Here is a 23,894-nt window from a genome sequence, read left to right as displayed (position 1 = left end):
CGCGCGGATTAAGGACGATCGGTCCAGCCACGTTCCATCAGCAACCGGATATCCTCCGTGCGCCACGCTGTGATGCGGGGGCCAAGCTTCGTGGGTTGAGGATAACGCCCGGTCTTCACACCCAGCAGCCACGTGCTGCGCGATACCGGAATAGGCCCGTTCGGAGCGATTATATCAGTGAGGCGAACGAAGCCATTTTTGGAAAAGTCGATGCTCATATGAGCCTCCTCGTTTGGGGACGAGGGGGTTCACAAGATTCAAAAAAGAGGTCTCAAACGGCCTCGTAGATGCGTCTAGAGGGTCTCTAGACGCGAATTGGCCAAAAAATGACTAAATTTGAGATCGCATTCTGCACGACGAATTAAATCAAATAGCCCGCAAAAGGGGCTCATCCTTAGGACCCGTTTTTTGCTATGGACCGTTGCAGCGCGCGGGACCTTAAGGATCCCATTTTCGGTGCAGGGTGCTCACGTGCTCACGCTGACGGCAAGAAGGACGTTTGCAAAGGCGAAGAGCGAACATGAGGCATTGGTTCACGCTTGCGAAAGCGCATGGCGTCAGTTGGAATGAAGCCGATAACCGATGGGCCCGTCCGGTATCCTCTATTGAAAGGCCGGATAATTGCCGTCGCCTCTCAGTTGGAGGCGCGGGGAATGTCTGTCGCAAAGGTGGCCCAGTCGTTCATCAGCGCACGGCGCTTCTCGAAAAGATCGCCGCGCCGATAGGCAGCCTCCACCTTGCTTTCGATCGTGTGGGCCAATGCCATTTCGCAAACCTCGCGCGGATGGCTCGTAGCTTCTGATGCCCAATCGCGAAATGCGGACCGAAACCCGTGCGCCGTGATCTCAAGCTTGAGGCGGCGAAGCACCATCAGGAACGCCATGTTTGACATCGACGCTCCAGGCGAGCGGCCGGGAAAAATAAATCCCTCACTTGTCATTTGAGCCGCCTGTTCGAGAATTTCAACGCAGCGCGCGGAAAGCGGCACGCGATGGATGCGCTTCGCCTTCATGCGCGCCGCTGGCACGGTCCATACTTTCTCATTGAGATCGATCTCGCTCCATTCGGCGCCGATCACTTCGCCGGTCCTAGCAGCCGTCAGGATCAGAAACTCAAATGCTAGCCGCACGTGCAGGGCGGCATCGCACGTGCTCATTCTAGTGATGAATGCTGGCACCTCAGAGAACGGAAGAGCGGCATGATGCTCCTTCTGTTTGCCCTGTTTCGGAAGCCCGCGCTCGACCCCTTCAATCGGGTTGTCTCCGGTCCGATAACCGGAGGCCTTAGCCCAGTCGAAGACAGTCCCAATTCGCTGCTTTAGCCTCCGGGCCGTTTCGGGCTTGGCCAACCAGACGGGCGAGAGAACCCGGAGCAATTGCGGCGTTCCAATCGTATCGATCCGGAGGCTGCCAATCTCTGGAAAGGCATAGGTCTTGAGTGTCATCAGCCACTGGGCAGCGTGCTTCGGATTCTTCCATGAGGGCGCATGCTCGGCATGAACTCGCTCCGCGGCTTCGGCGAAGGTCGGAGCTACCGTTCTCGCCTTGCGCCTCTCCGCCAGAGGATCACCTCCCTCGCGCGCGAGCCTACAGAACCCGAGAGCCTTTTCTCGCGCTTCGACAAGGCTAACTAAGGAGGCGCTTCCCAGCCCCATATCACGACGCCGACCTTGGACCACAATGCGCAGCAGCCAGCGCTTGGCTCCACTCTTATCGACCTCAAGGTACAGCCCGTTGCCGTCCGCATATCGCCCCGGTGTCTTTATCTGGCGCACCTGTAGAGCAGTCAGCGCCTTTTCCGGATGCCTACCACGCTTTTTCATCCGCCCAATTCAAGCCCCACATTTCACCCCACATATTGACTCGGATCTAGCGATATTTCAAGACACGTCGCCGAACAATAAGATTTCGTAACTCATTGACTCTTAAGGGTCAATTTGCATGCCAACGAACATCGTCGGACGCTAGTTTGGCTGCCTCTCTCTCCGCCACTTCAGTCCGCTTCTGGGCACGCCAATCGCCGCCGATTTCCCCCCTGTCGCGGCAACGAGCGTCCGTAGGAGTGCCGTCTTCGATCCCATGATGCGGATCGCATCGTCCCCGACCTCGACGCGCTGCGCCAACGCGCGCAGATGATCCCGCCGATAGCCCACCTCACCGCTACGAATGCGCTCGCGGGCATGGCGGGCGAATCCTTCGATCATCGCCGGGGTGACGGCACTATGGCCGGGGCTGTCGAGCAAGGCTTGCGCCCGGTCTGCATCGGCTCTCGCCTGATCGCGGATGACCTTGAGGCCGACGATGCGCTCCTTGAGCGCCGGATCGTCAAGATCGGCCACACCCGCCTCGATAGCGTCGTAGAGGCGCTTGAGGCGCATGTCCGATTCGACCGCCCGTCGCTCCAGTTCCGCGATATGCTGCCGGCGACGCTCTGCCTGATCGTCACGACGGCCGAGCACGGTGGCGAGCAATTCCTCCAGCCGCTCGGGATCGAGCAAGCGGTCCTCGATATGGCCGATGACCATGCGGTCGAGCTTGTCCATCGGGATCGCCCGGCCTTTGCAGCCGGTTTCGCCCTGCCGCGCCCGGATCGAACAGGCATAATAGCGATAGCGTCCGCCCTTGCCGGTGCGGATCGTCATCGCTCCCCCGCAATTGGCGCAATAGCAGATGCCGGTCAGCAGCGTCGGCCCGATGACGACGCGCGCCGGCAGTTCGGTCTTGGGGTTGCGGGCCTGTAGCAGCTCCTGCACCGCATCGAACGTCTCCTGCTCAACCAGCGCCGGCACCTGAACGGTGATGACCTCTTCATCGGGCTTCACCTCGCCCTTGTTGGAGCGGCGATTGAACCGATGCTCGCCGATATAGGTGCGCCGGGTCAGGACGCGGTGAACCTGGCCGATGCCCCGCCGGCCGCCGTCGCGGGTGAAGATGCCCTTGCCATTGAGATATTTGACGATGGCCTTGACGCCCATCTGGCCAGACGCGCCATCGCCTTCCAGTGCGAGGCGGTAGATGAGCCGGATCGTGTCGGCGTGCAGCGGGTCGATCTCCAGCTTCTTCTTGACCTTCGCGCCGCGCTGTTCGGCCGCGACCACGGGGTAGCCGATCGGCGGCAGCGAGCCGTTCCAGAAGCCCTGCCGGGCATTCTCCTTCAAGGCGCGCAGGACGTGCTTGGCGTTCTCCTTTGACTGATATTCGTCGAACAAGGACATGATCCGCCGCATCATGTCGTGGATCGGGTCGTCCCCAAGCTCCTGTGTGATCGAAACCAGCTTGACGCCGTTCTTCGCCAGCTTCCGGTAGTAGAACTCCATCTCGAATTCATCGCGGAAGAAGCGCGAGAAGCTATGGACCACGACGACATCGAAGGCGGCCGGCTTGGTCGTCGCCGCCTCGATCATCCGCTGGAACTCCGGGCGGCGGTCGTTGGTGGCGCTGTTGCCCGGCTCGACGAAGGTTTCGACCAGCTCGTAGCCGCGCGTCTCGCAATAGGCTTCGCCCTGTCGCTTCTGGTCGGGGATCGACACGTCATGCTCGGCTTGCCGCACTGTCGAGACGCGCAGATAGAGGGCGGCGCGCAGCCTGACATTGGGATTGCGGAGGCTGGAATGCTGCACCTTCATAGCTGGCCTCCTGCCGCCTTGCGAGGCCGCTCGGTCAACGGCAGGTCCAGTTCAACCCTGCTATAGAGCACCTTGGGCGCGAGCCGGCGGCCTTCTCCCTTCTCCATCCGCACCAGCCCGTAACTCGCCATGCGTTTCAGGGTGCGCGACAGGTTGGATTTCGCGCGGCCAGTAATCTCGGCCAGTTCTTCCAGCGATCCGGGGGCTTGCTCGTGGATGACGCAGAGCAGTTCACGATTGCCCGTCGACAAAATTTTGACGAAAGATTCCATGGAAGTGAACCACACCCTCGGGTCGCCGGGCGCGGGTTTCTCCTCGCCCCTGGCGATCCGCATCGTGCGGGCTTTCATTTCCTCATAATCGGCAATCCCGACTTTCAATGTGGTCATAACACGCCTCGCTCCTTCAACACCGCGTCCACCGCCTGCCAGAAGTCGGCCAGCAACGTGGCCGCATCTGCCCAGCCGTAAGGCTTCACGGTCTGGAGACGGTGCCGATGGTTCATCGGCTCGCCGCGTCTGCCCCGGCCGACGGGATGGGCGTTGTCGAAACCGACCAGCCGTTCTCCCGAAGGGCCGTGAAGCGTGAGCGAGTAATCGAGACCGTGCGGCTTTTCCGGCGACACCGGAATGCGGGTGACAACGAATTTCACCCAATGGCCACCATCGGGATCGACAACGAGCACCTGGCCGTCGAGGTCCAGAAGCATGTCGAGGTTCGGGTCACGATCCTCGCTCATGGCTTTTCGTTATCATACGAAGATAACTTTTTCAAGCCCGGAATGTCGGGAATGCCGCCGAACATCTCGTCGAAGACATCGCCGAACCAACGCTCGAACACCTGAATCTCGGCCTCGGTGATCGGCACCTTGTCGGGCCACTCGTCGATGACGGGCAGTTTCTCCACGTCGAAGGCATCGGGCGAGTTTTCACGGCGCGGGCTGACACGCGGCGCGGGATCGTCATTATAGTCGTAAAGATCGTCGGGGAGCGCCCTTGGCGCTGCATGGCGGTGCCGCCCTCTTGGGGCGCGGCGTCGTTGCGCGGGCATGGAATCCTCCGTGGTTCGCGGCTGGATTCCGGGCGCGGGTCAGCCCGGAATGAGGCGAACCTTGGAGGGGGAATGGCGGCCTGTAGCGTGCCGCATTCGCGCTCACGCGCTGGCGGCACCCCGTCATTGCTGACTAGACGGTTTAGCGTTGATGCGTGTGCGACAGCGAGAATACGTTGGAGGGCAATGTCGTTTACCGACTAGCGAGCCTTACTCGCCAATTCGATTTCGACGATTCTGTCTGCATGGAGCTTTGCTGTCGCGCGCGACTCTTCGAGTTGTTTGGGCGCAGAGATGAAAACGGAGAGGTTTCCTGCCCACGGCCCCAGCCCTTCAATGTCGAATTCCACCTCGATTGATAGGTGTTGATCGACCAACTCGAATGCCGGCACTTCAACACGATTGACCCGATTCACGCAGGCGAGCGGCGTGGCATTTTCCTTGGCATCCCTGCGAAAGCTGGGAAGGCATGAAAGCCGGATCATCTCTTTCATCGCCAAGCGAGCAAACCATGGGGAATTTTCGTATCGCCAGTACAAATCGGATAGGTCGCTGCCGCCTTTGAGATTAGCAAACCACGTTCCGCGCGCCATACCCAAAGTGCGCTCGAAGTTTTGAACAAACGCATCCATCCCAGAGATCAAGCGCCCAGTCCTGGCGCATATTGTACAGGCATTTGATGCCGCGCTGCTGCGGGTTAGATGCTCCCGCAGAACAAACTCGACCTCCAAGAGTCCGTTCACGCGCTCAACCAACGGCGTGCCTACAAGCCGATTGCCGTAACCAAGTTCGCTGAGAAGGATATACCGATCCTCCTCGATCAAGCGATCAAAGCCTTCGGCAAAAGAAAACAGATCACGGCCATTTCCTTCAACAAAATGCGATAATTGGATTCGTGTTCCAGCGGGGCCGGTTCGCAGGACGGAGCCTACAGAAATTATTGATGAGCCAATTGCGATGATGTCTCCATCGCCCTGTGCCGAGGTATTACCGGCCCTGCGCGATTGCTCATGTTCGATCTTGGCCCGTCTCAATACGTCGGCCGTAAACCGGATTTCATCTTTGTCTACAAGGTCTGCGCAGTTCGCACATAGCCAGATACCATTGCTGATGTCAGATCGCTGCGCTCTTGTCATCGCGGGATCGTGGCGTCTGGCACCGGGACCGGATGATGCAGCACAAATATGCGCTGCTTTTCCGATCATGGTGACAGCAGTTGGTTTTTCGTCACTCGGCCCCACCGTGGAAATTTTGCAGAGCGAGCAGTGATGACTTGCCCTCAATGCGAGAGAGCGTTTTGTTGCTGCTGTGAAATCGTCACGGGACATTCAGGCGGATTTTTCTTGATGGCACCATTTCATTCGAGAATACTAGCGTGCATCAACAATGTCATTGCTGATGGACCAAAAACACGGTCCCTCTAGGCAGCGGACTCATTACGCATTGATCCATATGCGAGCTGCGGCGAGCTTTAGGGCAGCGAGGAAGTTTCTGGGCGGCGGTCGTAGCGCGTGGCGAGACCGCGCATCTGCTTGATGCGATTGAAGAAGCGTTCGACGAGGTTCCTTTGGCGGTAGAGCCACGGACTGAAGGCGAAGGTGCGCTTGCGGATCGTGCGAGGCGGCACATTGGCAAATCCGCCGCGCTCCGCCGTCTCGGCGCGGATGGCGTCTGTGCCATAGGCCTTGTCGGCGAGGAGGATGCCGCCCCGTGCGAGCCGCACCAGCAGTTCGCGCCCGGCCGGCGCGTCGCCCGCCTGCCCGGCGGTGAGCAGGAGGTGGATCGGCCGGCCTTCAGCATCGACCAGAGCGTGGATCTTGGTGGTCAGCCCACCCCGGGAGCGTCCCATGCAACGATCGTCATCGCCCCCTTTTTGATGGCGGCGCCGTGCTGGTGAACGCGAACGCAGGAGCTGTCGATCATCACGATGTCGCCGTCATAGGCGGCGGAGACCGCTTCCAACAGTTTGTCCCAGACCCCGGCCGCCCGCCAGCGAACGAAACGGTTGTAAAGGGTTGTGCGCGGACCGTAGCGCTCAGGAACGTCCCGCCACGGCGCCCCGGTGCGGAACCGCCAGAGAATGCCGTTGATCACCCGGCGGTTATCCACCCGCGCGACACCGCGCGGCTTGTTCGGCAATAGCGGGGCGATGATCGCCCATTCCTCGTCGGTCAATTCGTGCCGGCGCATTGCTCTCTCCCTATCGAGAGAGGTTGAATCACGCCGCTAGCCGGCCGGCAAATTTATGGGGCCACTGCCTAGCGGGGGAGATATGGCTTTGAGAGATGCGCACCGCCAGTGCCGTCGCGAACCCTAAGCTTTCGCTTCTTGATCCCGCCGCGCTGTGTGGGCTGGCTTTTAAAGGGAACTTCTCACACGACGTAAATGCTGCTTTACGCGGGAGCGATGGAAGAAAAAACCGAAATTACGGTGAGTAAATATCCTTATCGTTTCAAACAATTTTCTGAAAAAATAAGCCTCAATCTCAATGAAAATCTTGTAATTTTGGTATTTACGCTTACTTTATGTAATTGGATATCGGAACTTTCGGGTGCGTTTTTTCGTTAGATAGATGGATGCCGGAAAAATATAGCAGATGCGCCTGTGTGCCAGCCCTCGCGTACCGATCTTTCCTGATTCTGGTGCCTTTTTTGGAAATCGGACGTGCGGTAGAGCGGCGCTGCATGGATCGGCATCGAGAAAAGCGATGTCCTATCCGTAGAATAAGAAATATATCAAAAGTATTAGAGGTTTTATCATGCGCTATATCGGTGGAGTTGCAGGCGAGGGTGTGCTGAAGTGCGACGGGCAGGAAATAGGCCGAGCGACCTATGACTTCGACAGCTTCTTCAATGCACCCGTCGGTATCACCAGTTCCGGAGAAATCCGGCTTTCGCCGGTGGCCCTGCGTGGGGTGTTCGGTCGTCGGGTGGTTCAACTACTGACCGATGACGGGCGCCTGTTGAACCTGACCTTTTCCGATAAGGAGCTGCGTCTGGAGAGCGATGCAGCCCATGTGGACGTCACCGGCGACATTGCGTCCGCTCCGCAAAACCGGCGTCACTGACCACTGCGGCTGGCGCATCGCGCCAAACGAATGAACATGTCCGGTCTCAGATCGTCCCGATCTCAGCGGCGCGGTCGAGGAGACGATCATGGCAATCGAGCAGGCCTGCGTGCGCGTGGTTCGCAAGCCATGGGGCAGCACTGACCTGTTGCCGTGGCGCACCATCGCCCCTGTCGACGGCGCCGTTGGCGAACTCTGGTTCGAGCGTGCCGATCCGGATGCGCCCGAGACGGCCCTGCTTCTCAAGCTGTTGTTCACCACTCAGCCCCTGTCGATCCAGGTCCATCCCGATGATGCGTTCGCGCGTACCCTCGGCCAGGAACACGGTAAGACGGAAGCTTGGTACATCCTTTCCGCCAGGCCCGGCGCGCAGGTTGCCGTTGGCCTGAACGGTCCACTTACGCCACCACAATTGCGCACTGCGATCGAAGATCACTCGATCGCCGAGCGCATCCAATGGCGCGACGTGCTCAAAGGCGACGTGGTCTGTGTTCCCGCAGGAACCATCCACGCGATCGGAGCAGGTCTCGTCATCGCCGAAATCCAACAACGCAGCGACGTGACCTTTCGCCTTTTCGATTACGGGCGCTCGCGTGAGCTGCATGCCGACCAAGCTGTCACCGCAACGCACATGGCGCCCCTCCCCCCGCAAGCGGCGCCGCATGCACTGGGTAACGGCCGGACTTTGCTTGCGGCGACGCCTTATTTTGTCCTTGAGCGGGTCGATCTTGCACCCTGTGTGGCCTGGTCTCTGGACGCACCGCACGAGACCTGGATGCTGATGCTCGAAGGCAGCGCCTGTGTCGGCGGCCTCGATGTGACGGTCGGCGGCGCGATCTTCCTGCAGGGGGAGTGCGCGCCGGTGAAGGCCGGTCTCCGCGGCGCGAAAGCCTTGATCGCTTATGCCGCCGATGCGCCGCCCCCGGATCTGCTGGCGGCGCCCGACCTCTCCGAGGCACCGGCGCGGGCCGCCGGTTTCCCCGCCCCGACCCAAGTTTTCCCTTCACCAGCGGACCCATCCTTCCGCTCTCCGGAGATGCGCCCGTGACCCAAATCAAGCATGTTGCCTTCATCGGCAATTCCCTGCCGCGCCGCTGTGGCATTGCCACATTCACCACCGATCTTCAGCATGCAGTCGCGGCAGGGCCGGCGCACATCACCACCTCCATCGTCGCCATGAACGACCATGATCAAGCTTATGATTATCCCTCCACCGTGCTGGTGCAGATCAATGACGACCGGATCGAAGATTATATCCGAGCGGCGGAGACATTGAATCGCGCCAAGATCGATGTTGTCAGCCTGCAACATGAATTCGGCATCTTCGGTGGGGAGGCGGGCGCCTATATCGTGGCATTGCTGTCGCGGCTGAACATGCCAATCGTGACCACGCTTCATACCGTGCTCGCTGAACCCAATGCCGCTCAGCAGCGCGTGATGGAGCGCATCATCAACCTGTCGTCGAAGCTCGTCGTCATGGCAGAGAAGGGGCGCGACCTCCTGCTCACCGTCTATCGCGTGTCGGCCGACAAGATCGAAGTCATCCCCCATGGGATTCCCGACTTTCCCTTCATCGCGCCCGCCGCGGCAAAGGCAAGACGCGGGTTCGCCGGCCGTTCGGTCATCCTCACTTTCGGCCTTCTGTCTCCCAATAAGGGGATTGAGGTGATGATCGATGCCATGCCGGCGGTTCTCACGCAGCGGCCGGATGCGGTTTATGTGGTGCTTGGCGCGACCCATCCCAATCTGGTTCGCACGCAAGGCGAAGCCTATCGCGAAAGCCTGGTGGCGCGGGCACAGGCCCTCGGCGTCGAGAAGCACGTGGTGTTTCTCGACCAGTTCGTAGACCAGCCGACCCTGCTCGACTTCATCTCCATGTGCGATGTCTATGTGACGCCGTACCTGAACGAGGCGCAGATGACCTCGGGCACCTTGGCCTACAGCTTCGGCCTCGGCCGGGCGGTTGTCTCTACACCCTATTGGCATGCGCGAGAGCTTCTGGCAGCGGGGCGGGGCGCACTCGTGCCGTTCGGCGATTCCACTGCCATCGGTGCGGAAATCGCCGATCTTCTGACCGATGACGCGCGGCGTGAGGCCATGCGGCAGCGCGCCTATGCGAGCAGCCGTTCCATGACCTGGGAGCGCACTGCCGAACGCTACATCGCCACCTTCGAGGGTGCCCGGCGCGGATACCGCCTCGGCGTCATCGCCCGGCGCACGCATGGTGCGCCGGCGCGTGTGCGCCCGCCCCTTCCCAATCTTCAGCTCAGTCATTTTCTGTCCATGTGCGACGATACCGGGCTCTACCAGCATGCCGTGCATTCGGTGCCCGACCGCTCCCACGGCTATTGCGTGGACGATAACGCCCGCGCTCTCCTTCTGGCCTGCGCCCTCAATGCCCCGGGCGAGACCCCCTTGCCGGAGGTGATGACGACGCGTTTCGCCGCGTTCGTGCAGCACGCCTGGAATCCGGATGTGGCGCGCTTTCGCAATTTCATGAGCTTCGACCGCCGCTGGCTGGAAGACCGAGGCTCCGAAGACAGCCACGGGCGGACCCTATGGGCGCTCGGCAACTGCGCGCGCCTGGACGACAATGCCTCCCGCCGGCGCTGGGCGGCCGATCTGTTCGCTGTGGCGCTCGGTACCGTCGAAGGCTTTTCCTCCCCGCGCGCCTGGGCGTTCACGCTGCTGGGCCTCGATGCCTATTGTGCGGCACAGGAAAACGATGCGGAAGCACGGAAAATGCGACTTCTGCTGGCAGACCGGCTGATGGCGCTTCTGAGGCGGGTGGAGACCAAGGACTGGGTGTGGTTCGAGGAAGGGCTCTCGTACGACAATGCCCGCTTGCCCCAGGCGCTGATCCTGACCGGCGTTTCCAGCGGCACGCCGGATTATGTGCAGGCAGGCTTGCGGGCGCTGCGCTGGCTGGTGACGCTTCAGACCTCGGCGACCGGTGTTTTCCGCCCCGTGGGGACCGAGGGCTTCGCCAATGTGCGGGCGCGGCCGGAGGCTTTCGACCAACAGCCCGTCGAGGCCGCCGCGACCATCTCCGCTTGCCTCGCGGCATGGGATGCGGATGGCGACCCGACATGGCGGGAAGAGGCCGCGCGGGCCTTCTCATGGTTTTTCGGCAGCAATGATCTTTCCGTATCGCTCGTCGATGCAGAAACGGGCAGTTGCCGTGACGGCCTGCATCGCGACCGGCCGAATGAGAACCGTGGCGGCGAATCCGTCGTGTCGTTTGCCCTGAGCGTGGTAGAGATGCGTCAGCTTGCCCAGCTGCGCGGCGAGCAAACACAGGCAGCCCCGTTTCGCGCCCTGAGCGCCTGATCGCCCGAAAGCGACCCATCAACCGAACCGAGGCCGCCGTGTCCCACCCCATGTTTTTGAACCGGCAGGCGCTCTATCTGCGTCCGGACCCAGCGCGCGTGGTCGTGCGGCCCTTCAAGCCGGCGACCGAGCCGCGCGACTTCAACCCGACCGACAAGACGCGAGCAAATCATATCGTCGATCGGGTCCTCGCCCTTGATCCTGAGACCGCGGACAGCCAACTCGCCGATGTGCTGGAGAACTTCCAGGGCCGGCACCGCAACCTGCTGGCGACATTCGAGGCCCGCGCCGACGAGATGGAAGAGGCACTCGCGGCGCACGAGATCTTCACGGCCACCCAGCGGCGCTTGGTGGGCGCCTATTTTCTCCACGAATATTCCTTCGAAGCCTCGGCCTTGTTCAATCCGAGCATCGTTGCCCATCCCGACCAGTCGGGGGCGCCGGAAGGCGGGCGGCGCTTCATCCTCAGCTTGCGCGCGGTCGGCGAAGGGCACATTTCCTCCCTGACATTCCGCTCGGGCGCCATTGCCGCCGACGGCAGCGTCAGCATTGATCCGACCGTGCGCCTTGCCTCCACTCCGACCATCCGTGCGCGGATGCCCGGCCCCGATGGCGAGCATGTGGAGGTTCTGTTCGGGTCAGAGGAGGACATCAGCGAGCGGGTGATCTTCCCAGTGACCGACGCTCAATCCAACGGGATCGAGGATGCGCGCTTTGTCGAGTTCGAGGATGAAGGGCAGCGAACCTTCTATGCGACCTATACGGCCTACAGCGGCAAGGCGATCCGTTCGGAACTGCTGAAAACCACGGATTTCGCCTCGTTCCACCTCACCCCGCTGCGCGGGAGCGCATCATACAACAAGGGCATGGCGCTCTTCCCGCGCAAGATCGATGGCCAGTACGCCATGATCGGGCGGCAGGACAATGAGAACCTCTATCTCATCAAGTCCGACGATCTGTGCACCTGGGATGGCGGGCGATTGATCTTGAAGCCGAAGTTTCCTTGGGAATTCGTCCAGATCGGCAATTGCGGCTCGCCGATCGAACTCGACGAGGGCTGGCTGCTGTTGACCCATGGGGTCGGCCCAGTTCGCAAATACGCCATCGGCGCGGTGTTGCTCGACAAAGCCGATCCCACCAAGGTGCTGGCCCGCTCGCGCGAGCCCCTGGTGCGGCCGGAGCCTTCCGAACGGGAGGGCTATGTGCCCAACGTGGTCTATACATGTGGGGCGATGCGGCACAAGGACCAGATCATCCTGCCTTATGCGGTTTCCGACACGTTCTCGAATTTCGCGACCATCAAGATCGCGGACCTCATGCACCTGATGGAGGAGTGAAGTCCTGCGCGGGTCGGCTTTTAGAAATCCGCTGCCGATAAGCGATAATGGCTCTGGCGGCGCTTTGAATAGGCGCTGCTGGCGACCTTCTGAATGCGAACGCGATTACCGTCGAACACCCGCAGCAGGGAGTCTTCATCCTCCTGCACATCGGATTTGATCCGGCGAAGCGCGCCTGTTTCCATCTGGAAGGCGACTTCGAATGCGCCGTCATAGCCCCAGAAGCAGACACAGTTCCGCGCCATATCGAGGCAACGGCTCACATTCGGGAAATTAAGCGCCATTGTCGCTTCCTCGCGGTCAGGGCTTGCCGAGAGTGCGGCATCACACCGTTTGGTCACGGTCCTTCGTCAGCGCCGCGTCGAGATCGCTCTGGCTGACCGGGACAAGCTGGCCTGGCCTGCGCAACGCCGAGTCGACAAGCAGGTGCAGGTGCAGGTTGGTCGCCACACGCCGATCGGCGGCATGGGAAACGCCAGAAATCTGCTCGTTTTCAGTTTCCACGATTTAGGTCCCGGCGACCTAAACACCATCACTGCCGCGCGCTTCGAACGTCTGAGAAAATGATATCGCCTTTTACTTCACGAATGAACTCGTCGCATCCTTTTTCAGAAAATTTTTCTTATCTTAAAATGGGGTAAAATGCAGTTAATGTTAGATGCTATAAAAATAATAGTTTATTCAAAATTCAGGCTCGAATTTTGGCTGGGTAGAAAGTGGGGGCGGCTTCGTGCGATCTTGAGAATTTCGCATGCACGCGGCCTTCCGCGGAACCATTTTTTGGAGGGGCCTGGCACTGTTTGCGACGGCATGCCAGCACGCAGTGCCCAGGCCTCGCCGAGGCGCCGGAAGCGGCCATTGAAGCTTTCGACAAAGTCGTTTGGATTGGCTTGCCGGGAGCGATTTAGTGTCATTCGATGTCGGTCTTCTGGTACCATTTAAGAACCGCATCGAGGTCAGTTCGGTGCCGTAGCACGTCAGGAAGGAGCCTCAGTGTGCGCGCGGAGCCATCGCGTCGCGCAGCACGCCGGCTGAGGCGGTCAAGGTCAGCAGGTCTCCAAAATGACGGTGTTCAAAGCCTCATTCCGGAGACGAACCCATCATGACCACTTTGCATTCTTTGCCCGATGACGTCGTTCTCGTGGCGATTGATATCGCCAAAGTGTGGAACGAGGCGCTGATCGAAGCGCCCGGCCAGAAGCGGCGGCGGCGCATGACCGTCCTGAACACGCGCGCCGAGCACGATCGGCTGATCGTGCTGTTGTACGCCGGTAGCCGAAGCGGCGGCGCTCACCGGCCACGGCCCGCACGGCTACCCGCAGGCTGGCGCCATCGGGACGTACACTCCGGTAGCGCACGCTGGTGCGATCGACCCCCAGCGTCTGGCACGCCCGACGCTGGCTCACCCCGTGCGCGGCACAGGCATGAGCCACGGCTTTGCGCATTGCATCGGCGTCACCATTTTTTTGAGCTGAGATCCCTCAGGATCGCATTGTCGAGCATCTGCTCGGCCAGCAGCTTCTTCAGCCGCGCGTTCTCATCCTCGAGCGCCTTCAGCGGGGGGCATCGGACACATCCATGCCCCCGTACTTGGCCTTGAACTTGTAGAAGGTCGCTGAGGAGATGCCGTGCTTGCGGCAGACGTCAGCGGTCTTCGCGCTCACCTCCTCACCATTCCGATGATCTACTCCTCTGTGAACCGTGAGGCTCCCATCGTCCGTCTCCATGATCGACGGACTCTACCTAAATCTGGAGGAGGATCAGGGGCTCAGGTCAATCCTGGGGTCGGTACAACCCGGCCGCCTTTGCTGTCTCAGGCTTCCCGGGGGGCTATAGCGAACGGACCGAAGGCTTGCTGCACGGGCATGATCTGAAGACGGTTGACGTTCAGATGGCGCGGCAGGGTGCAGGACCAGAAGATGGTTTCTGCAATGTCCTCCGCCGACATGGCGGTGATGCCCTTATACAAAGCCGCCGCTTTCTCCGCGTCGCCGCCTGCGCGCACGAGGGAGAATTCGGTCTCCGACATGCCGGGCTCGATATTGGTGACCCGCACCTGCGTGCCGAGCAGGTCCGCGCGCAGGCTGAGGCCGAACTGCTTCACGAAGGCTTTGGTCGCACCGTAGACGTTCGTGGTGGGTCCAGGATAATCGCCGACCACCGAGCCGAGCAGGACGATATGGCCTTCGTCACGCTGCACCATGCTTGGGAGCACCGCACGAACCGTGTTCAGGGCGCCGTTGATGTTGGTGGAGACCATCTGCTCCCAGGCCATGATGTCCGCGTCCTGCGCGCGCGCGGTGCCCACGGCAAGTCCGGCGTTGACCACGCAGACGTTGGGCTTGTCGAAGGGCGCAGGCAAGCTCTCAAGGGTACGGAACACGCTGTCGCGGTCGGTGACATCCAGTTCCGCGACATGGCAGCGCGCGCCGAGTTCCGCCTTCAGCGCTTCGAGGCGTTCGCGGCGGCGGCCGACGCCGATGACCCGTGCGCCCGCCCCATGAAACTGCCGGCACAGCGCCGCTCCGAATCCGGCGGTGGCCCCGGTGACGAAGACGGTCAGATCCTTCGGGTCGATGGTCGATATCATGGGTGCCTCCGGCAATGGGGGGAATGCGAGGGCTGCGGCGGTCACATGCCGAGCAGGTCCTTCACGCCGTCGGGGGTGACGGGGGTGCGGTCATATTGGCGCGCCAGCTCCACCACCTTGCGCACCACGTCCACGTTGCGCGGCGTGCCGAGCTCGCGATAGCCGTAATCTCCAAGCCCGATGGAGATGTGACCGCCATTCTCAAGGATGTACGGCACGAGGCCGAGCAGATCGCCCTCCTTGCAGCCGACCGACCAGACCATGGGCACCGCCGGGTCCAGCAGTTCAATGAAGGGCTTGAGGCCGGCGACCGTGCCCGGATGCCCGCCGAGGATGCCCCCTTCCGTGAGCAGGAAAGTCTGGTGCACAGGCGATTTCAGAAGGCCCATGCGATAGAGCGCCTGGCCGGTGCGCAACATGGGGACGGTCCAGGCAAACAATTGTTCGCGCATGCCGAGATCATGGGTCCAGCCGATGAAGCGCTCCACCGTCTCGGTGGTGTTGAGATAAACCTTGTGCTTGGTGTCGAACGTATTGGTCGAGGAGTCGAAGCGGTCGATATTGGTCGTTCCGGTGTCGATGGGAACGAAATCAGGCTTCAGCCCCATTTTTTCCAGGGCGACATAATGCTGGAAGCGCGTGGCATCGCCACTCACGTGGATCTGGCCCATGGTCGGCGCGATCAGGATATCGGAGCCCGCACGGATTTTGCGGATGGATGCGGCATAGCTCTCCGCGTCGAAGGCCGGAGACCCATCTTCCTTGCGCGCATGGAAGTGCACGATGGCGGCGCCGGCTTCGCGGATCTCGTTGCAGTCGCGCGAGATTTCGTCCGGCGTCCAGGGCACGTTGGGGTTGGAATGGCGCATCGCATATTCGTTGACCCGAACCTCGATGATCAGTGGACGCCCCACGGCAGATCTCCCTTGGATTCTTTTTGAAGCAAACTACGGCGCCAGCCGGTGATCTCGGATGGGGCGCCTCAGGACGCTGCCACCAAATTTTCCGTCGCGGGCTCGCTGAAGAAAATGTCGTCCTGAAGCCGCCGCAATGCCAGCAGCTCGGACTCTGGCGCGATGACCAGATGGTCGAAATTGACGGTCTCGCCCTTGGCGACAGGCCTGACGAGGCGCCGGTTCGCGGCGAGATAGAAGGGCGCCGGCCGGCCCGCACCCAAAGGCGAAGCGGGGACCAATTCGGCCGTGACGCCGTCGATGGTGTGGTGATGACCACCCATGTCGAGCAGGGTTCCTGCGGGCAGGTCGCGGTCTGCGCGGGCGATCAGATCGAGATGGGGGCGCGGGGAAAGCCCGCCCGATGAGGCGCCGAGAAGGGCAGCCTCCAATATGCTGGTGGTCGCCTCCAGGCCCAGCAGGTGCCGCGGCAGGTACAGCAGCGCGTGCTTCAAGTCACGGCTGACCACATGGCCCTTTTCCGCGAGCATTTCCCAGCTGACCTTGTCGTCGCAACGCACGATGACGAAGACGCCGCCGGCAAAGCTGATCTCTTCCGGACGTCGCAGGCAATGAAAGACGTCGAGACGTCCGCGACCGGCCAGCAGGCCGCCATCCTCGATCTCGCGCAGGATATCCGGCACTTCGCAGATACGGGCAATGGGCGCGTGGAGAGTCGCCACGTCCGGCGCAAAGCCGGTCGCATTGCCGACCACCAGAAGCTCGCACAGATCCGGCACCGCCCGCTGCGGCAGGGCGCTGGCGAGGCTCGACCGCAGCTTGGCGATGTCCGCGGCGCTGCGGTCCCCGCGGTCCCAGGCCTGCGCGAAGCCGGGCGCCGGAATGGTCATGCCATTGCTGGTGAGGGTTTCGGCCTTCGGATCGAATACGAAATCATATTCGCTGGACTTGCCCACCGCGACGATCTCAAAGCCGAGCGTCTGAGCCCAGCTGATATGGCCGATCAGCAGGCTGGGCTGGTCGCCGTCGACGGGCGTGACCACCCGACCTCGCCGCGCCGCCATATGCGCAAGGCCGCTGCCGACGACGCTATCCACTTCCTTTGAAACAAGAGCGAGATGCTTTCCGGCCTCGACGGCCATGCGGGCATGGCGCGCACCGGCCTCCGGATGTCCGGTCGCCTCGACCAGCACGTCGAATGGCAAGTCGATGACCACGGCGAGATCGGCCGCGGCGATGAAATCGCCCGCGGACCAGGCCTGCGCCGCTTCCTGCGGATGGGTACAGACACGAATGCGATCGGCCGGAATGCCGATGTCGCGCATCGTCTCCGCAACCGCATCGGCATCGAGGTCGACCCCGACCCGTACATTCATCAGGGGAACATGGAGCCCTTGCGCAAGGAAGCTGCGACCAAACCCACCCGTGCCGACGATGCAGGTTTCGACCGCTTTGGCGGACGGGAAATAACGATGGTAGTTCATCGCGTTGGCCGTATCCTCTCCGTGCTGGCCCGGCACTGCGGGCAAGCCCGACCCGCACCGCCTGGAAAAAGGGCGTCGGTCGTTCATTTTCTTAATGAAGATTGCATGCGATAAAGAGCCTTATATGTCAAATCGAAATCGCGGAACGCAAAAATCAAACGTTTTGCATGCAAACGAGGAGGCGACGATTCCTGCCCTTTTCCCGGATGCGGAAGTCGGCCCACGGGGCCAGCGGGCTCTGGCCGTGGTGGAGCGGATTCGCGATCTGATTGTCGCAGGCGAGCTGGCTGCGGGCAGCCGGATCGCGGAGCGTACCATCATCGAGCAGATGGGCGTCGGCCGCACGCCCTTACGCGAAGCCTTCAAGATCCTGGAGGCGGAGGGGCTGGTCAGCATCGTTCCGAATCGCGGCGCGGTGGTCACGCAACTGACGCCGAGTGACGTCGAGGCGGTGATGACCGTGCTCATCGGCCTCGAAGGCGTGGCGTCCGAGCCCGCCTGTGCGCAGGTGACGCCGGCGCAATTCATGTCGATCGAGAATGACCATCTCAAGATGATGGACTGTCATCGACGGGGCGATCTGATGGGCTATTTTCATTTGAATCAGTCGATCCACCAGAAGATCGTCGATTGCGCGGGCAATGCGCCGCTCTCGCGCATCTACAAGGCGGAGTGCGCGCGTATCGGCCGCTATCGCCTGGCTGGAAATCGCAATGCCACGCGCTGGGCGACGGCTGTGAGTGAACACGAGCAGATCCTGGGCGCGATCCGCAACCGCGAAGGCGCGTTGCTGCGTGAACTTCTGCGCGTCCATCACCTCAACGGATGGCGCAAGACCAGGGAAGTCCTCGAGGCCGAGCTTGCGTCCACGTCACACGGCACCGCAGCGGCAAAGGCGCCCGCTGCGGGGAAGCGCGGCGCCTCCGCCAGGAAGAAATCTCCCGCGCCTTCGGCCTGAAGGCGAATCCAATTCGCAGCTTCGCCGGATGGCTTGTTCCGGGTGTGCCCCGCTGGAGCGGAGGGCATTTCGATTGCTGAAGTCCGATATTGCATTCAAAAATGACGATTCAAATTTCTGAGGAGCCTGTACCGCTGCGCGTGCTTTAAATAAATCAATAATATCAATAATTTGAAATGATGTCATAGATCTGTTGCTTCCGTCACGTGATTTCGTAATAAAAATTGCATTCAAAAACAATCATGGCTATAAAGTCCCAAAAGCGCCGTCGAGAGCGCGTGGGAGGATCAATCTTGAAGACGCAATTGCTGCTTGCTGCCGCTCTGTCGCTCGCTTCTGCCAGCGCAGCTTCCGCCTGGGAGCCGACCAAGCCCATCGAGTTCCTGGTGCCCTTCGCCGCCGGCGGGGCATCCGATCAGATGGTGCGGGTGATGCAGGGCATCATCCAAAAGCAGGGCCTGACGTCCCAGCCTGTCGTGGTCGTCAACAAGCCCGCAGCGGCGGGTGGCGAAGCCATGCTCGAGCTTCAGGCTTCCTCCGGCGACGCCTACAAGCTCATGGCTGGCTGGTCCGGCATTTATCTCATTCCGCTCACGACGAAGCTGCAGGTCAGCTGGCGCGACTTCACGCCCGTTGCCTTGATGGCGCAGGATGCCTTCCTGCTCTGGGTGGGCGAGAAGTCGCCCTACAAGACCCCCGCCGACTTCATCGCCGCGGCGAAGGACGCAAAGCCCGCCCTTAAGGTGGGCGGCGCCGGCTCCAAGCGGGAGGACCATCTGCTGGCGATCGCCATGGAGCAGGCCGCAGGCATCAAGCTTAATTACATCCCCTATGCAGGCGGCGGCGCCGCATCCACGCAGCTTGCGGGCGGGCATATCGAAGCCAATTTCAACAATCCGTCGGAGGATGTCGCGAACTGGCGCGGCGGTCTCACCCGCCCGCTTTGCGTCTTTTCGACGAAGCGCATGCCCTACCAGGCCAAGGTGACCGCGACCATGTCGTGGGCGGATATTCCCACCTGTCCGGAAATGGGATTGGACGTCACCTACCAGATGCTGCGCGGCATTTTCCTGCCGAAGGATGTCACCCCCGAGCAGCTCGCCTTCTATGTCAACTTGTTCAAGAAGGTATCGGAAAGTCAGGAGTGGAAGGACTACGTCACCCAGAATGCTCTAGTGCCTGACTTCCGTACCGGCGCCGAATTCCTGGAATTCCTGAAGGCGGACGATCAGAAGCATCAGGATCTGGTGACGAAGGCCGGATTCCGCATCGCCAACTGACGCGCGGCGTCACGAAACGCAACGGAGCGATCGAGCCGCGCTGGCCGATCGCCGATGCACAGCGCGCGGTAGGCTCGCTCCGTGTGCTGTGCCAAGCGCCTCCGCCGCGATCATCTGAGGAGACACCTATGCCCAGCATTCCCGAGGAGACCGTCTCCGAGCTGGAGCCCGCGACGCCCGCGGACGAGCGCGGCATTTCCCGTCGCGCCGCGGAATATGTGGTCGCCGCGATCTTGATCGCCATCGCCGGCCTTGTGCTTTGGGATTCCTATGGTCGCGGCGCCGGATGGGATATGGGCCCCGAGAACGGCTATTTTCCCGCCCGCGTGGGTTGGATTTTTCTGGCCAGTTCCATCTTCATCCTGGTGGATGCGTTTCGCCGTCCGCCCGAGATCTTTGTGACCTGGGTGCAATTATCCCTTGTTGCCCGCGTCTTCCTGCCGTTGCTCGTCTATGTCGCCTTGATCAAGCCGCTCGGCATCTATGTCTCGTCGGCGTTGTTCATCGTCTGCTTCATGCTGGTCGCCGGATCGCGGAACGTCTTCTCCATCCTGGCGACGGCGATCCTGGTTCCGGTCATCTGCTTCTGGGTGTTCGAAATCCAGTTCCTCGTCTCCCTCCCAAAGGGGCCGCTTGAAGCGTTCCTCGGTTATTGAGGTCCAAGGATGGCCGATCTTTCTTCGCTCTTCGCAGGTTTCGAGCTGGCTTTGTCCTGGCACAACATCCTGTTCATGGGGATCGGGGTGCTGCTTGGAATTGTGGTCGGCGTGCTGCCCGGCCTGGGCGGGCCGAATGGCGTGGCGATCCTGCTGCCGCTGACCTTCGGCATGAATCCCACCTCGGCCATCATCCTGCTGTCGTCCATCTATTGGGGCGCGTTGTTCGGCGGTGCCATCACCTCGATCCTGTTCAATATTCCAGGTGAATCCTGGTCGGTGGCCACCACCTTCGACGGCTATCCCATGGCGGTGCAGGGCCGGGCGGGCGAGGCGCTGACCGCGGCCTTCACCGCATCCTTCTTCGGCGCCCTTTCGGGCGTGATCCTCATCACCTTCGTTGCGCCACTGGTCGCGCAGTTCGCGCTTCGGTTCGGGCCGGCTGAGTTTTTCGCGGTCTTTCTGCTGACCTTTTGTTCCTTCGTCGGCATGGGCAAGGAGCATCGGGCCAAGATCGTCGCGGCCTTGTGCCTCGGCTTCCTGCTGGCCGCTTGCGGCGTCGATACGGTCTCCGGCGATATTCGGCTCACCTTCGGCGTCACCGCCTTGATGCACGGCTTCGACTTCCTCGTGGTCGTCATTGGATTGTTCGGCGTCGGCGAAATCCTTCTCACCGTCGAGGAAGGACTACAGTTCAAGGGGAAGCGGGCCGACATCGACCTGAAGGTGGTGCTGCGAACCTGGGCCGGATTGCCCCGCTATTGGGGTACGCTGGTGCGCTCCTCCATCGTCGGCATGTGGATGGGTGTGACACCGGGCGGCGCGGTTGCCGCATCCTTCATGGGCTACGGGCTGGCCAAGCGCTTTTCGAAGCACGGCAACAATTTCGGCAAGGGCGAGATCGAAGGCGTGCTCGGCCCCGAGACTGCGGCCCACGCCGCTGGAACCTCAGCCCTGCTGCCCATGCTGGCGCTCGGCATTCCAGGCTCGGCGACCGCCGCCGTCCTGCTGGGGGGATTGCTGATCTGGGGACTTCAGCCGGGGCCGCTGCTGTTTGTGGAGCACAAGGAATTCGTCTGGGGCCTGATCGCCTCCATGTATCTCGGCAATGTCGCCGGTCTCATCATCGTGCTGGCGACCGTTCCGCTGTTTGCCGCGATCATGCGCGTGCCGTTCACGCTGGTCGCGCCGATCATTCTCATCATCTGCGCCATCGGTGCCTACACCATCTCCAATTCCATCTTCGACGTCTGGTTGATGCTGGCCTTCGGCGTGGTGGGCTATGTCTTCAAGAAGCTCGATTACCCGATGGCGCCCCTGGTGCTGGCCCTGGTGCTGGGAGACAGGACCGAAGAGGCCGCGCGCCAGGCCCTCATCGGTTCGGAGGGGGACCTCAGCGTCTTCTTCGCCAATGGCCTCGTGACAAGCCTCATCCTCCTTGCCTTTGCGCTGCTGCTTTGGGGTCCGATCTCGGATCTGGTCGCGCGGCTGCGTCGCAAAATGGTGCCGCAGATGGGCTAGGATCGTTTGATATGGATAGCAAGGCTCATAGCCGTCAAGTGACCAAGCGCAAAGCTAGAGCAGTTTTTATGGACTTCCATGAGGTGGGCGACAGCTCTGCGCTCGGCAGCGGACGTCGCCACTTCTTTCCCGGGAGATCCTTCAGCGCGACATGTCCAGTATGGCGTCGGCGCGCATGTGCTTCAGCTTTGCGTTCTCGTCCTCGAGCGCTCGCAGCCGTTTGATCTCCGGCACGTCCATCGCGCCGAAACGGGCCTTCTACTTGTAGATGCTGGCGTCACTGACCCCGTGCTTGCGACAAAGGTCTGAGATCGGCACCCTGGCCTCGTGCTCCTTCAGGATGCCGATGATCTACTCTTCCGTGAATCGGTTGCGCCTCATGTCCTGGTCCTCTTAATGGGCCAGAACGAACTCACAGCTGGATAGCAGTTCGGGCGACCTCAAGCCTGATGGATCACGGCCGTAGCTTCGATCTCGACGAGCCAGTCCACATTCGCCAGGCCTGAAACCACCACCGCGGTTGCCGCCGGAAATGGGTCTTTGAAATACTTGCGCCGCACCTCCATCACCGTCGGCAGATATTCCCGGGCGGTGAGATAGATGGTGAGGCGGCAGACGTCCGCGAGGGAGCCGCCTTCCGCCTCGACGATCGCCTTGATGTTCTGGATGACCTGCTCGGCCTGAGCCCGCACATCCCCGGGCCCGACGTTCACGCCGGCTGCGTCCTGGGGCACCTGCCCGGAAATGTGGAGAAGGGCGCCGCCCTCGGAACGCACGGCGAGCGAGAACGGCGCGGTCGGGGATTTGAAGACGTCCTTGGGCTTCACTTCTTTGATTGTCATGATTTCACTTCCCTTTGGGCTTTTCGGGAAACCGCGATCAAAGGACGGCCTCAGCGCCGCTCACGGCAGGAGATGGCGCGCGGAGAGGTTTCGCATCAGCTGGCGCGTTCCGAAATTCCACGGCGGACACGCATCCGAGGGGCGAACTGTGTTCCGCAGTTCACCCAGCAGCGGATCGGAGATGACGACCACGTCACCCCAATGGTGCGTGAATCCCTGTCCGGCCTCGCCCCTGTCCTGGACCGGCGTGAAGAGCGTGCCGAGGAACAGGACGAAGCCGTCCGGATACTGATGATTGGGTCCGATCGCTTGAGCCACCAGATCGACGGGGTCGCGGCTGATCTCCGACATGGAGCTGCCGTCTTCGAGGACAAAGCCATCCTCGCCTTCCACCCGCAGCTTCACCTCGGACCGGCGGACCTGGTCGAGCCCGTAGCCCTCGTCGAGGAGGCGGACGAAGGGGCCGATCGCGCATGAGGCATTGTTGTCCTTCGCCTTGCCCAGCAGCAGAGCCGAGCGCCCCTCCACGTCTCTGAGATTGACGTCGTTCCCGAGGCTCACACCCTTGATCTCGCCACGGCTGTTGACGAACAGCACGATCTCCGGCTCGGGATTGTTCCAGTGCGACATGGCGTGGACGCCGACCGCCGCGCCCCAGCCGACACAGGACATGGGCTGGGCCTTGGTGAAGATTTCCGCATCCGGCCCGATGCCCACTTCGAGATATTGGGACCACAGCCCCTCTTCGATCAGCGTGCGCTTCAGCGCGTCCGCCTCGGGCGAGCCAGGGACGAGGTTCTTCAAATTGCCGCCAATGCTCGCCTCGATCTTCTGGCGGAACATCAAAGCAAGCGACGGGTCGCCCGCGACCTTCTCCTCGATCACCCGTTCCAGAATGGACTGGGCAAAGGTGACCCCGCTCGCCTTCACCGCCTGGAGATCGCAAGGGGCTAGCAGATGGATCTGCGACGGGTCGGCGGCCTGGGAGGAGGCCGCGATCGCCGCCAGCGAGCCGATGTGGCGCTTGTCCACCGCCCGAAGGAAGCCGGCGCAGTCCTCCAGTTCCAGGAGGTCCGTCATGGTGGGGGCGGTGGGGGAGGTTATGTCGTAGACTTCACCATCGCGCACGAGGACCACGGCGGGACCGGCGACGTCCGGAAGCCAGACGCGGCCGAGGAAGGTTCCTTCGGGAGGAAGAGACAGGGTAAAGCTCAAGGCGTGCCTCCTTTGCCACCAGCAA

At 61.5% G+C, this 23,894-nt stretch carries 23 protein-coding genes and 3 pseudogenes; 8 read left to right on the top strand and 18 right to left on the bottom strand.

Features of this window, described 5'->3' with window-relative positions; translation table 11 throughout:
• Positions 1–8: 8 nt before the first annotated feature.
• The 8 genes and pseudogenes from V5F78_RS18390 to V5F78_RS18355 all read right to left on the bottom strand — a co-directional run bounded on the left by V5F78_RS18390 (position 9) and on the right by V5F78_RS18355 (position 6,865).
• The gene (locus V5F78_RS18390) at positions 9–218 is read right to left on the bottom strand and encodes a helix-turn-helix transcriptional regulator (protein WP_394016418.1); all 210 of its coding nucleotides are present in this window, start codon (positions 216–218) and stop codon (positions 9–11) included.
• Between the two features lie 416 nt (positions 219–634).
• Complete coding sequence (locus V5F78_RS18385; RefSeq protein WP_394067816.1) at positions 635–1,822, bottom strand: tyrosine-type recombinase/integrase; 1,188 nt, start codon at positions 1,820–1,822, stop codon at positions 635–637.
• A gap of 141 nt (positions 1,823–1,963) precedes the next feature.
• Complete coding sequence (locus tag V5F78_RS18380) at positions 1,964–3,625, bottom strand: recombinase family protein (protein ID WP_394067814.1); 1,662 nt, start codon at positions 3,623–3,625, stop codon at positions 1,964–1,966.
• On the bottom strand, positions 3,622–4,014 hold the full coding sequence (locus V5F78_RS18375; RefSeq protein WP_394067812.1) for an HVO_A0114 family putative DNA-binding protein: 393 nt from the start codon (positions 4,012–4,014) through the stop codon (positions 3,622–3,624). The genes V5F78_RS18380 and V5F78_RS18375 overlap by 4 nt, the downstream gene beginning before the upstream one ends.
• Complete coding sequence (locus V5F78_RS18370; RefSeq protein WP_394067811.1) at positions 4,011–4,364, bottom strand: toxin-antitoxin system TumE family protein; 354 nt, start codon at positions 4,362–4,364, stop codon at positions 4,011–4,013. Before V5F78_RS18370 ends, V5F78_RS18375 begins: the two co-directional genes overlap by 4 nt.
• On the bottom strand, positions 4,361–4,675 hold the full coding sequence (locus tag V5F78_RS18365; RefSeq protein WP_394067809.1) for a hypothetical protein: 315 nt from the start codon (positions 4,673–4,675) through the stop codon (positions 4,361–4,363). The genes V5F78_RS18370 and V5F78_RS18365 overlap by 4 nt, the downstream gene beginning before the upstream one ends.
• A gap of 200 nt (positions 4,676–4,875) precedes the next feature.
• The gene (locus V5F78_RS18360) at positions 4,876–6,003 is read right to left on the bottom strand and encodes a hypothetical protein (RefSeq protein WP_394067808.1); all 1,128 of its coding nucleotides are present in this window, start codon (positions 6,001–6,003) and stop codon (positions 4,876–4,878) included.
• A gap of 143 nt (positions 6,004–6,146) precedes the next feature.
• Positions 6,147–6,865 (bottom strand): annotated as a pseudogene (locus V5F78_RS18355) (IS5 family transposase).
• A gap of 568 nt (positions 6,866–7,433) precedes the next feature.
• Between V5F78_RS18355 and V5F78_RS18350 the strand changes: the two are divergent.
• The 4 genes from V5F78_RS18350 to V5F78_RS18335 all read left to right on the top strand — a co-directional run bounded on the left by V5F78_RS18350 (position 7,434) and on the right by V5F78_RS18335 (position 12,409).
• Positions 7,434–7,742 carry a hypothetical protein gene (locus V5F78_RS18350; protein ID WP_394067806.1) on the top strand — a complete coding sequence of 103 codons (309 nt, stop codon included), beginning with the start codon at positions 7,434–7,436 and terminating at the stop codon, positions 7,740–7,742.
• A gap of 88 nt (positions 7,743–7,830) precedes the next feature.
• Positions 7,831–8,790, top strand: coding sequence for a mannose-6-phosphate isomerase (locus V5F78_RS18345; protein ID WP_394067804.1), 960 nt, complete (start codon positions 7,831–7,833; stop codon positions 8,788–8,790).
• Complete coding sequence (locus V5F78_RS18340) at positions 8,787–11,072, top strand: glycosyltransferase family 4 protein (RefSeq protein WP_394067802.1); 2,286 nt, start codon at positions 8,787–8,789, stop codon at positions 11,070–11,072. Before V5F78_RS18345 ends, V5F78_RS18340 begins: the two co-directional genes overlap by 4 nt.
• 38 nt (positions 11,073–11,110) lie before the next feature.
• The gene (locus V5F78_RS18335) at positions 11,111–12,409 is read left to right on the top strand and encodes a glycoside hydrolase family 130 protein (protein WP_394067801.1); all 1,299 of its coding nucleotides are present in this window, start codon (positions 11,111–11,113) and stop codon (positions 12,407–12,409) included.
• Between the two features lie 20 nt (positions 12,410–12,429).
• Here the strand turns inward: V5F78_RS18335 and V5F78_RS18330 are convergent, their stop codons facing one another.
• From V5F78_RS18330 to V5F78_RS18300, 7 genes and pseudogenes are all read right to left on the bottom strand, one after another.
• Positions 12,430–12,693, bottom strand: a complete 264-nt coding sequence (locus tag V5F78_RS18330) for a DUF1488 family protein (RefSeq protein WP_394067800.1) — start codon at positions 12,691–12,693, stop codon at positions 12,430–12,432.
• A gap of 40 nt (positions 12,694–12,733) precedes the next feature.
• A complete protein-coding gene (locus V5F78_RS18325; protein ID WP_394067798.1) occupies positions 12,734–12,913 on the bottom strand; it encodes a hypothetical protein in 180 nt (59 codons plus the stop codon).
• Between the two features lie 568 nt (positions 12,914–13,481).
• Positions 13,482–13,703, bottom strand: coding sequence for a hypothetical protein (locus V5F78_RS18320; protein ID WP_394067865.1), 222 nt, complete (start codon positions 13,701–13,703; stop codon positions 13,482–13,484).
• A pseudogene (locus V5F78_RS18315) lies at positions 13,675–14,136 on the bottom strand (transposase); the annotation flags it as partial. The pseudogene V5F78_RS18315 and the gene V5F78_RS18320, both read right to left, overlap by 29 nt.
• An 86-nt stretch (positions 14,137–14,222) precedes the next feature.
• Positions 14,223–14,999 carry an SDR family NAD(P)-dependent oxidoreductase gene (locus tag V5F78_RS18310; RefSeq protein WP_394067796.1) on the bottom strand — a complete coding sequence of 259 codons (777 nt, stop codon included), beginning with the start codon at positions 14,997–14,999 and terminating at the stop codon, positions 14,223–14,225.
• 41 nt (positions 15,000–15,040) lie between these two features.
• On the bottom strand, positions 15,041–15,913 hold the full coding sequence (locus V5F78_RS18305) for a beta-keto acid cleavage family enzyme (RefSeq protein WP_394067794.1): 873 nt from the start codon (positions 15,911–15,913) through the stop codon (positions 15,041–15,043).
• Between the two features lie 68 nt (positions 15,914–15,981).
• A complete protein-coding gene (locus V5F78_RS18300) occupies positions 15,982–17,397 on the bottom strand; it encodes an NAD(P)H-dependent oxidoreductase (RefSeq protein WP_394067792.1) in 1,416 nt (471 codons plus the stop codon).
• A 124-nt stretch (positions 17,398–17,521) separates the two neighbouring features.
• Between V5F78_RS18300 and V5F78_RS18295 the strand changes: the two genes are divergently transcribed.
• The 4 genes from V5F78_RS18295 (at position 17,522) to V5F78_RS18280 (ending at position 21,812) form a co-directional block, all read left to right on the top strand.
• The gene (locus V5F78_RS18295; protein ID WP_394067790.1) at positions 17,522–18,355 is read left to right on the top strand and encodes a GntR family transcriptional regulator; all 834 of its coding nucleotides are present in this window, start codon (positions 17,522–17,524) and stop codon (positions 18,353–18,355) included.
• A 293-nt stretch (positions 18,356–18,648) separates the two neighbouring features.
• On the top strand, positions 18,649–19,635 hold the full coding sequence (locus V5F78_RS18290) for a tripartite tricarboxylate transporter substrate binding protein (RefSeq protein ID WP_394067788.1): 987 nt from the start codon (positions 18,649–18,651) through the stop codon (positions 19,633–19,635).
• A gap of 128 nt (positions 19,636–19,763) precedes the next feature.
• On the top strand, positions 19,764–20,291 hold the full coding sequence (locus V5F78_RS18285) for a tripartite tricarboxylate transporter TctB family protein (RefSeq protein WP_394067786.1): 528 nt from the start codon (positions 19,764–19,766) through the stop codon (positions 20,289–20,291).
• A gap of 9 nt (positions 20,292–20,300) precedes the next feature.
• Positions 20,301–21,812: a tripartite tricarboxylate transporter permease gene (locus V5F78_RS18280; RefSeq protein ID WP_394067784.1), complete on the top strand. Its 1,512-nt coding sequence runs from the start codon at positions 20,301–20,303 to the stop codon at positions 21,810–21,812.
• 68 nt (positions 21,813–21,880) lie between these two features.
• Here V5F78_RS18280 and V5F78_RS18275 read toward each other — a convergent pair.
• The 3 genes and pseudogenes from V5F78_RS18275 to V5F78_RS18265 form a co-directional block, all read right to left on the bottom strand.
• Positions 21,881–22,163 (bottom strand): annotated as a pseudogene (locus tag V5F78_RS18275) (transposase); the annotation flags it as partial.
• An 89-nt stretch (positions 22,164–22,252) separates the two neighbouring features.
• Complete coding sequence (locus V5F78_RS18270) at positions 22,253–22,654, bottom strand: RidA family protein (protein WP_394067783.1); 402 nt, start codon at positions 22,652–22,654, stop codon at positions 22,253–22,255.
• Positions 22,655–22,714: 60 nt separating this feature from the next.
• Positions 22,715–23,869 (bottom strand): fumarylacetoacetate hydrolase family protein, encoded by a 1,155-nt coding sequence (locus V5F78_RS18265; RefSeq protein WP_394067781.1) that lies wholly within the window; start codon positions 23,867–23,869, stop codon positions 22,715–22,717.
• Between the last annotated feature and the right edge of the window lie 25 nt (positions 23,870–23,894).

This window comes from Roseixanthobacter glucoisosaccharinicivorans (assembly GCF_043195095.2).
GTDB lineage: Bacteria > Pseudomonadota > Alphaproteobacteria > Rhizobiales > Xanthobacteraceae > NCEH01.
Note: the sequence above shows the minus strand (reverse complement) of the source record. Positions and strands in the feature narration are given on the sequence as shown.